Source organism: Kitasatospora sp. NPDC101108 (assembly GCF_055584725.1).
Map to the genome: position 1 here is coordinate 113,809 of NZ_JBVJLM010000019.1, position 10,192 is coordinate 124,000.

Sequence of the window (10,192 nt, forward strand, 5' to 3'; positions counted from 1 at the left end):
GGCCTCAGTCCAGCTCCCGGGCGTGCCGCGAAAGCGCCGACGTGGCCAGCGAGTTGTGCACGCTGAAGGCCACCGTCCCGGGCAGGTAGCGGTCCTGGGACCACTCCACCGGCGTGCCGGTCGGGTCGGTCGTACGCCGCCGCTCGCGCAGCAGCGGGCCGCCCCGGCGGCAGCCGAGCAGCCGGGCGTCCTCGGCGTTGGCCGCGACGATGTCGATGGTGTGGTCGGCGTCGGTGAACAGGATCCCGTGCTCGCGCAGCACCTCGGTGTGGGAGACCACGTCCGGCGGCAGTTCGGCGACGATCTCGCCGACCCGCGGCGGGTAGATGGTGCGCTCGACCATCACCGGCGTGCCGGACAGGGTCCGCAGCCGGACCGTCACGTACACCTCGGCGCCGGGCTCCAGGCGCAGTTGCTCGCGCTCGGCGGCGTCGGCCGGGCGGCGCACCAGGGAGTCCAGGATGCCGCCGGGCTCCTCGCCCATCGAGTACGCCCAGTGCGTGAAGCTGAGCAGTTCGGAGAAGCTCTGCACCCGGGCGCCGCCGAGCACCACCCGCCGGGTGCCGCGGCGGGAGGTGACCAGCCCGTCGGAGCGCAGCACGGCGAGCGCCTGGCGGACGGTCCCGCGGGAGACCCCGTACTGCTCGGCGAGCGCGCCCTCGGCGGGCAGCCGGCCGGCCTCGCCGTACGCGCCGGTGGTGATGGCCTCGCGCAGATCGGCGGCGACCTTGCGGTACAGGGCGCCGGTCGCACGCTCGCCGTTCGCACGCTCGACGGAGCGCCCGGCCTCTACTGCCACGTCACTCAATTGTCCCTCCCGGGGCGGTGTCCTGCGCAGCCGTACCGGCGCGGACAGCCCGACCTTATCCCGCTGCGCGGTTCGAGCATCGCACCGAACGGATCACGCTCGAATGGCCGGATTCCACCGTTCCCGCAGCCGACCCCGGCTCTGGGCCGTCCGTTCACCTTCCCGTCACCGAACTTCGGGTTACTTACCCACGTCAGCGAAGTTGGCTAGTCAACTCGGACGGTTCCGAACCCTTCTCGGACGACTCCGGACCCCGCCACCCGGCTGATCCCCCGTTCAAGACACCCGCTTGCAGTTCCCCCGTCTCAGGAGACTGACCCGTGTCCGTGCACCGCGCCCGCTCCGCCGCCTTCGCGGCCGTTCTGACCGCCGCCGCGCTGTCCCTCACCGCCTGCGGTTCCGCCGGCTCCTCCTCCACCAAGGCCGGCAGCAACGACCTCGCGGGCGGCAAGAGCGCCAAGACCGCCACCTCGGTCGCCGACTTCGGCGGCATGGACGCGCTGGTCGCCGCCGCCAAGAAGGAGGGCAAGCTGCACGTCATCACGCTGCCCCGCGACTGGGCGAACTACGGCAAGCTGATGGACGACTTCAAGGCGAAGTACGGCATCGACATCGAGGACGAGAACCCGGACGGCTCCAGCCAGGACGAGATCAACGCGGTCACCTCCCGCAAGGGCCAGGACCGCGCCCCCGACGTCGTCGACCTCGGCTCGGCCTTCGCGATCAGCGCCGGCAAGCAGGGCCTGCTCGCCCCCTACAAGGTGACCGACTTCGACAAGATCCCGGCCACCATGAAGGACGCCAACGGCCTGAGCTACAACGACTACGGCGGCTACATGTCGATCGGCTGCGACGCCAAGAAGGTCTCCGTCTGCCCGAAGACCTTCGCCGACCTGCTCAAGCCCGACTACAAGGGCATGGTCGCCCTGAACGGCAACCCGACCAAGGCCGGTGCCGCCTTCGGCGCCGTCTACGCGGCCGCGCTCGCCAACAACGGCTCGCTGGACAACATCCAGCCCGGCATCGACTTCTTCGGCAAGGTCAAGCAGGCCGGCAACTTCAACCCGGTCGAGGTCACCCCGGCGACCATCGAGAAGGGCGAGACCCCGATCAGCATCGACTGGTCGTACCTGAACGCCGGCTACAGCGACAAGTTCAAGGACAAGGGCATCGACTGGCAGGTGGCCATCCCCGCGGACGGCTCCTACGCCCAGTACTACAACCAGGCGATCAACAAGGACGCCCCGCACCCGGCCGCCGCACGCCTGTGGGAGGAGTACCTCTACAGCACCCAGGGCCAGAACGGCTTCCTCGGCGGCTACGCCACCCCCGCCCTGTTCGACGCCATGAAGACCGCCGGCACCCTGGACGCGACCGCCGCCGCCAAGCTGCCGACCGTCGAGAAGCCCTTCACCACCTTCCCGACCCAGGACCAGACGGACGCGGCCAAGAAGGTCGTGACCGAGAACTGGGCCAAGGCGATCGCGGGCTGACCTGAGATGACCACGGCTCCCACCCCGGTGCCGGCCGCCGCCTCCGCCGCCCAGAGCGGCGGGGGCGCCCCCGGCCCCGCCTCCTCCCCCACCGCCCCGGCCGTCACGGCCACCGCGGCCCCCCGTCCGGCCAAGCGCCGGACCGGCGGCAGCCGCGCCTGGCTCGCCGCCCTCCCCCTGGTGCTCTTCTTCGTGATCGGCTTCGGCCTCCCGGCCGTCGCGATCGCCATCGGCGCCTTCACCACCTCCTCGGACGCCCCCGACGGCGGCGGCACCTTCACCACGGACAACCTCACCGGCTCCCTCCAGGGCGCGTACTGGACGGCCCTGTGGGGCAGCGTGAAGCTCTCCCTGCTGACCGCGCTGATCGCCACCGTGGTCGGCCTGCCGCTGGCCCAGGCCGTGGCGACCTCCCGGTTCCGGGCCTTCCGCGAGGCCGTGATGTCCGCCTCCGGCGTACTCGCCAACTTCGGCGGCGTCCCGCTGGCCTTCATGTTCGTCGCCACCCTCGGCAACTCCGGCGAGGTCACCAAGAAGCTCGGCCTGACCGAGCACGGCTGGAACCTCTACACCTTCTCCGGCCTGTCGGTGGTCTACCTCTACTTCCTGGTGCCGCTGATGGTCATCACCATCACCCCGGCCCTGGAAGGCCTGAAGTCCCAGTGGCGCGAGGCCGCGTCCAACAACGGCGCCACCTCCCTGCAGTACTGGCGACACGTGGCCCTGCCCGTCCTGCTGCCCTCGCTGCTCGGCGGCTTCGTGCTGCTGTTCGGCGCCTCGTTCGCCGCGTACGCCACCGCCGAGGCCATGGTGGGCAGTTCGGTGCCACTGATCTCGATGCAGATCGGCGACGCGCTGTCCGGCAACGTCCTGGTCGGCCAGGGCAACCTCGCCCTCGCCCTCGGCCTCGACATGATCGTGGTCGCCTGCCTGGTGATGGCCCTGTACCTGCCCCTTCAGCGCCGGAGTGCCAAGTGGCTCGCCTGATCAATCGCATCCGTTTCGGCCGCGGCCTGGTCCTGCTGATCTGCGGGATCTACTTCGCGGTGCCGATGGCCGCCTCGCTGTGGTTCAGCGTCGACGACAACAAGGGCGGCACCACCTTCCGCGCCTACACCGAGCTGCTGAACGCCCCCGGCTTCACCGACAGCCTGGTGCTCAGCCTCGAACTCGCCGCCGTCACCGTGGTGGTGCTGCTGCTCCTGCTCGTCCCGGCCGTGCTCGCCGCCCGGCTCGGCGCGCCGAAGCTGCGCCCGGTGATCGAGATCATGTGCTCGATGCCGCTGGTCGTCCCGGTCGTCGCGCTCACCACCGGCATCATCGGCGTGCTGCGCTGGGGCCCGGACTACCTCCAGGACACCCCGTTCTTCCAGACCGTGGTGGCCCTCCAGGACCCGAACTTCCCGGTCGTCCTGGTCATCGCGTACGTGCTGATGGCGCTGCCGTTCGCCTACCGGGCGATCGACGCCGGCCTGCGCGGCGTGGACGTGGTCACCCTGGTCGAGGCCGCCCGCAACTGCGGGGCCGGCTGGCTGCGCGCGGTGTTCACCGTCGTGCTGCCCAACCTGCGCAGCTCGCTGCTGAACGCCGCCGTGCTCACCGTCGCCCTGGTGCTCGGCGAGTTCACCACCGCCTCCATCCTCGGCTTCTCCCCCTTCTCGGTGTGGATCAACTCCAACGGCAAGAGCGACGGCCAGATGTCCGTCGCGGTCTCGATGCTCAGCCTGCTGATCGTCTGGCTCGTCCTGCTGCTGATGTCCGCCGTCGGCCGCGGCCGCAAGGCCGCCCGGTCCTGACCAACCCCCTTTTGCTCTCCAGGAGTTACCAGCCATGACCACGGCCACCGCCCTCGCGAACGGCGCCCCGCTCGCCCCCGGAAGCACCTCGGGCAGCGCCACCGTCGAGTTCCGCTCGCTGCGCCGCGCGTTCGGCGCCACCACCGCACTCGACGGCCTGGACCTGACCGTCCGGCCCGGTGAACTGCTCGCCCTGCTCGGCCCGTCCGGCTGCGGCAAGACCACCGCGCTGCGCATCCTGGCCGGCTTCGAGCAGCACGACTCCGGCGAGGTGCTGGTCGACGGCCAGGACATCACCGCGATCCCCGCCCACAAGCGCGACGCGGGCATGGTGTTCCAGTCGTACAGCCTCTTCCCGCACCTGACCGCGCTGGACAACGTCGCCTTCGGGCTGCGGATGCGCGGCACCGGCAAGGCCGAGCGCCGCCAGCGCGCCCACGAGCTGCTGGAGCTGGTCGGCCTGCCGCACCGCGCCGAGCACTACCCGCACCAGATGTCCGGCGGCCAGCAGCAGCGCATCGCGCTCGCCCGCGCGCTCGCCCTGCAGCCGCGCGTGCTGCTGCTCGACGAGCCGCTGTCCGCGCTGGACGCCAAGGTCCGCCTCCAGCTGCGGGAGGAGATCCGCCGCCTCCAGCAGGAGCTGGGCATCACCACCCTGTTCGTCACCCACGACCAGGAGGAGGCGCTGTCGATGGCCGACCGGGTCGCCGTGCTGCGGGCCGGGAGGCTGGAGCAGTGCGCCACCCCGTCCGAGCTGTACGGCCGGCCGGCCACCGCCTTCGTCGCCGAGTTCGTCGGCACCATGAGCCGCATCCCGTGCACCCGCGCCTCCGACGGCGTCGAGGTGCTCGGCCGCCGGCACGCGGTCGACGGCGAGGTCCCGGCCGACGGCGAACTGCAGGTGCTGGTCCGCCCGGAGAACGTCCTGCTCAGCCCGGACGCGACCGGCCCCGCGCTGGTGGTCACCGCGTCCTTCCTGGGCGCCGTCACCCGGCTCACCGTCCGCCTGGACGACGGCACCGAGGTCAAGGCCGACCTGCCCACCGAGGCCGCCGCCGCCCTGCCGGCCGGCTCCCGTGCCCGGCTCACGCTGCCGGAGCGCCCGGTGCTGGTGGACCGCCGCGCCGCCTGAGAACCTCTTCCCCGCACCGACGAAGAACCACCGAAGGTACCGCCATGCCTGGATCCGCACTGCCCGCCGCCGTCCTCTTCGACATGGACGGCACCCTGGTCGACACCGAGCAACTGTGGTGGCAGGCCGCCGCCGAACTCGCCGAGGAACTGGACCACCCGCTCACCGACCGGGACGCGCCCGAGGTGCTCGGCCAGGCCGTCGAGCACACCGCCGCCCACCTGCACAGGGTCAGCGGCACCACCCTCCCCGAGGCCGAACTCGCCGCCCGGCTGGGCGAGTCCTTCGCCGGGAAGGTCGCCGCCGAGACGGTGCCCCGCCCCGGCGCGCTCGCCCTGCTGGCCGCCCTGCGCGAGGCCCGGGTGCCCACCGCGCTGGTCTCCGCCTCGCCGCGCCAGGTGGTGGACCTCGTCCTCTCCTCCATCGGCCGCGACTGGTTCGCCGTCACCCTGGCCGCCGAGGACACCGCCCGCACCAAGCCCGCGCCCGACCCGTACCTGGCCGCCGCCGAGCGGCTCGGCCTGGCCCCGGCCGCCTGCGTCGCCGTCGAGGACACCCCGACCGGGGTCGCCTCCGCCGCCGCGGCCGGCTGCGCGGTGCTCGCCGTGCCCTCGACCGCCGTCCCGATGCCCGACGGCGGGCGGATCACCCTGCTGGACAGCCTGGAACAGGCCGACCTCGCGCTGCTGGGGAAGCTCTGCGCCACCCCGGCCGTTTGACAGCGACATGCCCTACGTTCTGCTCACCCTCGCCATCCTGAGCGAGGTCTGCGCCACCAGCTGCCTCAAACTCACCGAGGGGTTCACCCGCCTCTGGCCCAGCCTAGGGGTGGGCGTCGGCTACGCGCTGTCCTTCTTCCTGCTCGGCCGCGCGCTCAAGCACATACCGGTCTCGGTCGCGTACGCGGTCTGGTCGGGGGCCGGGACGGCGGCGGTCGCCGGGATCGGCGTGGTGGCCTTCGGCGAGTCACTGGGAAAGCTGCAGATCCTGGGGATCGCGCTGATCATCGTCGGGGTGGTCGTGCTCAACCTCAAGGGAAGTCACTGACGGGTCGTCAGATCTCGCTGACCACGGGCCGGGTCGGGACGTCGGACGCACCGACGCCCCGGCCCGGCCCGTTCGCTACCGTGTCCCCATGACGAACCCGCGACCGCACCACTACCGCTACGCGCACCGCGAACTCCCGCGCCAGCTGCTGAAGTTCGGCGCCCAGGTGACCAGTCCGGCGCCGAACGGCGACAGCCTGCTGCCCGCCTTCACCAAGCTCTGGGACAGCTTCGGCGAAACCCTCCCGCCCGAGGACCGGCTGCCCAGCCAGGGCCTCGACTGCCGTCACGTCGAGGTCGACGGCACCCGCCTGCTCCTGATCACCCTGCCCACCCCGGCCGGCACCACCGAGGCGTACTTCTGCGCCTCCGTCCTGCCCAAGGGCGCCAAGGCCGTCCGCTACCTGACCCTGGAACACGCGATCAACCCCTTCGACGGCAGCCCCGGCACCGTCCTCGGCGAGTGGACCACCGAGAGCCACCTCAACCACGGCCCCGGGCCCGCCCCGGTCGCCGAACTCTTCGTCGCCGCGGTGGTGGACCTCACCGCCCCGAAGAAGCGCGGCTTCTGGCGGCGTTGACCCACCGGCCGCTTCCTCCCCCGTAGGTGTGACCGCCCCCGGAACACGGATCGCCCACGTACCGAACGGCGTTATGCTCGGCCGGTCCGACAACCGACGCATCGGGGGAGAAAGTGGCCGATTTCACGGTCAGTCCCGAATTCCTCGCCAAGCTCGCCAAGGACCTCAAGGGCTGCGGGGACGAGCTCGACCAGGGGCTGAAGGCGCTCAAGGAGGCGAGCCGCGACGGGCTCGGCTTCGACTTCCTGGAGGACGCCGGCAAGCACTTCCAGGAGAAGTGGGAGTACGGCCTCAAGAAGGTCCGGGAGTGCGTCAAGGTCCTCGACGAGGGCCTGGAGAAGGTCCAGCGGTCCTACGCGGGCACCGAGCAGGACATCACCAAGGCCCTCACCCCCGCGCGGGGGCGGTCATGACCGACCCCAAGCCCGCGCCCGACTGGTCCGGCCTCGGCTTCAACCCCACCCCGGGCGACCCCGCCGCCGTGGCCGGCCTCAGCAGCAGCCTGCGCCGGGTCTCCCAGCACCTCACCGGCGTCCACACCACGCTGGCCCAGATCTCCGGCGACCAGGGCCAGTGGACCGGCGACGCCGCCAAGGCCTTCGCCGCCCGGTTCGGCAAGCTCCCCGGCTACCTCCAGGACGCCGCCGACTCGATCACGGCCGCCTACCAGGCCCTCGACGTCTGGTACCAGGCGCTCACCGAACACCAGCCCAAGGCCGCCGAGTTGGCCCGCGCCGCAGTCACCGCCCGGCAGGACCAGGCACAGGCCGAACAAGCCCACCGCACCGCGGCCGCCGCCCCCGACCTCGCACTGGCCGGCCGGAGCTTCCCCGACGCCGCCTCCCTCGCCGCCGCCGAACAGCGCTACACCACCGCCAGGAACCACCTGGACGCGGCCGCCGAACTCGTCAGCAGCGCCACCGCGACCCTCACGGGCCTGCGGAGCCAGGCCCGTGAACTCGCCGAGGGCCACAGGTCCGACGCCCACAGGACCGCCACCGCCATCCGCAAGGCCGCCGACAGCAAGGCGCCGCCCGAGCCGGGCCGGCTCAGCAAGGTCGGCACCTGGCTGAAGACCCACGGCGCCGACCTGCTCACCGTCGCCGCGGGCGTCTGCGGCGTCGCGGCGATCTTCTTCCCCGCCTTCGCCCTGCCGGCCATCCTGCTGAGCGGCGCGGCAGCACTTGCGCACGGAACCAAGTTCGCCGCCGAGGGCAAGCTGTGGCCACCGCGGAAGAACATCGGCAACTGGCTGACCCTGGGCGGCGATGTGCTGGGCGCGATCCCCGGGGTGGGCGTCGCCGCCAAGGGCGCTACCGCCGTCCGGGAGGCGAGTGCCGCCGGTTCCGGCGCACGCGGGGCCCTCGCCGCCGGAACGACCGAGGTCCGTGCCGCCGCCCGCGCGGTCGACCCGGCCAACCCGGTCTTCACCACCGCGATTGAGAAGCCAGCGATCAAGCTCGGCCTTTCCAAGGCCACCGCGATGGACGTCGCCGACGGCGTCCAGGCCGCCACCACCGCCGGGCTCAACGCCCCAACCGCGTACGCCCTCACCCAGGACAACCCGAGCGACGACCTCAACAGTGCAGTCAACAACACCACCGGAGCCAACAACGTCGTTGGTTCGGTCGGCGTCGCGTTCGGCGGCGGCAAGGCCAACGCCGTCGTCGGCACGGTGTCCGCCCTCGGCAACCTGATCGGCGTGACGGGATGGGCGACCGGCTATGCCCATTGAGACCACCTTCCCCGCACTGTGGCTGACCCTGCCCGCGGGCTTCACCCCCGTCGACCTGGCCGAGGACCTCGGCGACCGGATGGCTCACGCCGCCGAGAGCCTGGACGCGCTCTTCCCGAACGCCATCCCCGAGCAGAAGCTCAGCGCGGTGATCGCCGCGGAGACCGCCCTCCAGGCCCAACTGCGCGAGGGCGCAGTCCATCTGTCCAGCTGCCTGGTCCGCGCCGAGGACGGCGATCCGATCCACGGCATGCTCGCCGTCTTCGTCCGCCCCCAGGAGCTCGGCCCGCGCGGCACCTACGCCGACCGCGCCGCCGAGGAGTTGGCTGCGGCGTGGCCGGACGCCGACGTCGGCGTGGTGGAGCTGCCGATCGGCCGCGCCGCCCTCGCCGCTCGGGAGTTGACCGTCCCGCTCCCCGGCGCGGTGTGGGGCGTGCCGGATTCCACCGTCAGCACCGTGCGCCAGCTGGAGCTGCTGATCCCGTACCCGTGGAGCCCGCACGTGGTCGCCGCCGTCTTCACCACCGAGGACATCGACCACTGGGACGAGTGGCTCCCCCTGCTGGCCACCGCCTTCCGCGGCATCGCCTTCCACCCACCCCGGGACGAGAGCCTCGACCACCTCCCGCCCGAGCAGTGGGACACCATCCGGAAGGCCTTCGGATGACCACGGCTCCGCCCCGCCGCGGCTCGATCCCGCTGGTCATCGTCCTCGCGGTCGCCGCGCCACTGTCCATCGTCGGCATCGCCGCCGCCTACGGCTCGTACGGCTGGCCGGCCGGCCTGGCCGTCCTGGTGCTCGGCACCGCCGCCCTGTCGGCGGGCCTCGGCCGCCTGGCCGACGGCACGCTCGGATGCCTCGCGGCCCTGATCACCCCGCTCGCCATGCTCGTCGCGGCAGCGGCGGCGGGCAACGTGCGCGACGACGTGGTGCTCAGCGCCGGCCCCACGGTGACCGCCCGGGTCGTCGACGTGCAGCGCACCCCTGGCAACCGCGACCCCTCCTGGGACTACCGCCTGGTGACCGCCGACGGCACCCCCGTCCCCGGCGGCACCCTCAACCAGCGCGACCAGGCCCTGCGGATCGGCGACCAGGTCGCCGTCCGCACCGCCCCCGACGGCACCGCCCGCCCCAAGCGCCCGGAAGAGATCGACCTCGGGACCGACCTCCTCTGGTCCGCCACCGTCCTGCTCGCCTCCTCCGCCGCAGTGCTGTGGATCGGCCTCGCCTCCCGCCACCGACCCTCCTCGGTATGACCCGAACCACGCCGCCGCGCTGAAACCACGTCACCCTGCCTGGCCGTCCTGTCTCTCGCACTTTTTGATGAACGGGCAGTACGGGGGTTGACTCGATGGCAGATGACGCAGCGAAGGCCGGTGGCCCGGAGTTCAAGATCCGGCCGGGGGAACTGAAGGACGCCGCGCCGACCTTCGAGAACCAGAGCAAGGCGCTCAAGGAGGCGCTCGACAAGCTCAGGCACGCCCTAGACGAGTAGTTCCGAAGTCGGTCAGTGGTCGTAGGCGATCAGTGAGCGGGTCACGGGCTGGCCTGTGGTCCGGTTGTGCCAGATCGCGCAGGTCATCGCCAGTAGCCGCTGGCC

At 72.1% G+C, this 10,192-nt stretch carries 13 protein-coding genes and 1 pseudogene; 12 read left to right on the forward strand and 2 right to left on the reverse strand.

Going from position 1 to position 10,192, the window contains the following annotated elements:
- Window positions 1-4: 4 nt before the first annotated feature.
- Window positions 5-799, reverse strand: coding sequence for a GntR family transcriptional regulator (locus ACZ6Z8_RS31075; protein ID WP_465613369.1), 795 nt, complete (start codon window positions 797-799; stop codon window positions 5-7).
- Window positions 800-1,128: 329 nt separating this feature from the next.
- On the opposite strand from ACZ6Z8_RS31075, the gene ACZ6Z8_RS31080 reads away from it, so the two are divergent.
- From ACZ6Z8_RS31080 to ACZ6Z8_RS31135, 12 genes are all read left to right on the forward strand, one after another.
- Entirely contained in the window at window positions 1,129-2,301 is a 1,173-nt protein-coding gene (locus ACZ6Z8_RS31080) for an ABC transporter substrate-binding protein (protein ID WP_465613370.1), read from the forward strand.
- A gap of 6 nt (window positions 2,302-2,307) precedes the next feature.
- The gene (locus tag ACZ6Z8_RS31085; protein ID WP_465613371.1) at window positions 2,308-3,288 is read left to right on the forward strand and encodes an ABC transporter permease; all 981 of its coding nucleotides are present in this window, start codon (window positions 2,308-2,310) and stop codon (window positions 3,286-3,288) included.
- Window positions 3,288-4,097, forward strand: coding sequence for an ABC transporter permease (locus ACZ6Z8_RS31090; RefSeq protein ID WP_465613385.1), 810 nt, complete (start codon window positions 3,288-3,290; stop codon window positions 4,095-4,097). Before ACZ6Z8_RS31085 ends, ACZ6Z8_RS31090 begins: the two co-directional genes overlap by 1 nt.
- A 34-nt stretch (window positions 4,098-4,131) precedes the next feature.
- Window positions 4,132-5,229 carry an ABC transporter ATP-binding protein gene (locus tag ACZ6Z8_RS31095; protein ID WP_465613372.1) on the forward strand — a complete coding sequence of 366 codons (1,098 nt, stop codon included), beginning with the start codon at window positions 4,132-4,134 and terminating at the stop codon, window positions 5,227-5,229.
- Between the two features lie 44 nt (window positions 5,230-5,273).
- Window positions 5,274-5,948: an HAD family hydrolase gene (locus ACZ6Z8_RS31100; protein WP_465613373.1), complete on the forward strand. Its 675-nt coding sequence runs from the start codon at window positions 5,274-5,276 to the stop codon at window positions 5,946-5,948.
- Between the two features lie 7 nt (window positions 5,949-5,955).
- A complete protein-coding gene (locus ACZ6Z8_RS31105) occupies window positions 5,956-6,276 on the forward strand; it encodes a DMT family transporter (protein WP_402820866.1) in 321 nt (106 codons plus the stop codon).
- Window positions 6,277-6,364: 88 nt separating this feature from the next.
- Entirely contained in the window at window positions 6,365-6,856 is a 492-nt protein-coding gene (locus ACZ6Z8_RS31110; protein ID WP_465613374.1) for a hypothetical protein, read from the forward strand.
- Window positions 6,857-6,969: 113 nt separating this feature from the next.
- Window positions 6,970-7,269: a WXG100 family type VII secretion target gene (locus ACZ6Z8_RS31115; RefSeq protein ID WP_465613375.1), complete on the forward strand. Its 300-nt coding sequence runs from the start codon at window positions 6,970-6,972 to the stop codon at window positions 7,267-7,269.
- On the forward strand, window positions 7,266-8,591 hold the full coding sequence (locus ACZ6Z8_RS31120) for a WXG100 family type VII secretion target (RefSeq protein ID WP_465613376.1): 1,326 nt from the start codon (window positions 7,266-7,268) through the stop codon (window positions 8,589-8,591). Before ACZ6Z8_RS31115 ends, ACZ6Z8_RS31120 begins: the two co-directional genes overlap by 4 nt.
- Window positions 8,581-9,258 (forward strand): hypothetical protein, encoded by a 678-nt coding sequence (locus ACZ6Z8_RS31125; RefSeq protein ID WP_465613377.1) that lies wholly within the window; start codon window positions 8,581-8,583, stop codon window positions 9,256-9,258. The genes ACZ6Z8_RS31120 and ACZ6Z8_RS31125 overlap by 11 nt, the downstream gene beginning before the upstream one ends.
- Complete coding sequence (locus tag ACZ6Z8_RS31130; protein WP_465613378.1) at window positions 9,255-9,848, forward strand: hypothetical protein; 594 nt, start codon at window positions 9,255-9,257, stop codon at window positions 9,846-9,848. The genes ACZ6Z8_RS31125 and ACZ6Z8_RS31130 overlap by 4 nt, the downstream gene beginning before the upstream one ends.
- Before the next feature lie 95 nt (window positions 9,849-9,943).
- On the forward strand, window positions 9,944-10,087 hold the full coding sequence (locus ACZ6Z8_RS31135; protein ID WP_465613379.1) for a hypothetical protein: 144 nt from the start codon (window positions 9,944-9,946) through the stop codon (window positions 10,085-10,087).
- Between the two features lie 12 nt (window positions 10,088-10,099).
- On the opposite strand, the pseudogene ACZ6Z8_RS31140 reads toward ACZ6Z8_RS31135, so the two are convergent.
- A pseudogene (locus ACZ6Z8_RS31140) lies at window positions 10,100-10,192 on the reverse strand (IS982 family transposase); the annotation flags it as partial.

Coding starts and splice junctions, on each gene's coding strand:
- ACZ6Z8_RS31085 (WP_465613371.1), top strand. CDS start 2,308: ATGACCACGGCTCCCACCCCGGTGCCGGCCGCCGCCTCCGCCGCCCAG.
- ACZ6Z8_RS31095 (WP_465613372.1), top strand. CDS start 4,132: ATGACCACGGCCACCGCCCTCGCGAACGGCGCCCCGCTCGCCCCCGGA.
- ACZ6Z8_RS31100 (WP_465613373.1), top strand. CDS start 5,274: ATGCCTGGATCCGCACTGCCCGCCGCCGTCCTCTTCGACATGGACGGC.
- ACZ6Z8_RS31105 (WP_402820866.1), top strand. CDS start 5,956: ATGCCCTACGTTCTGCTCACCCTCGCCATCCTGAGCGAGGTCTGCGCC.
- ACZ6Z8_RS31110 (WP_465613374.1), top strand. CDS start 6,365: ATGACGAACCCGCGACCGCACCACTACCGCTACGCGCACCGCGAACTC.
- ACZ6Z8_RS31120 (WP_465613376.1), top strand. CDS start 7,266: ATGACCGACCCCAAGCCCGCGCCCGACTGGTCCGGCCTCGGCTTCAAC.
- ACZ6Z8_RS31125 (WP_465613377.1), top strand. CDS start 8,581: ATGCCCATTGAGACCACCTTCCCCGCACTGTGGCTGACCCTGCCCGCG.
- ACZ6Z8_RS31130 (WP_465613378.1), top strand. CDS start 9,255: ATGACCACGGCTCCGCCCCGCCGCGGCTCGATCCCGCTGGTCATCGTC.
- ACZ6Z8_RS31135 (WP_465613379.1), top strand. CDS start 9,944: ATGGCAGATGACGCAGCGAAGGCCGGTGGCCCGGAGTTCAAGATCCGG.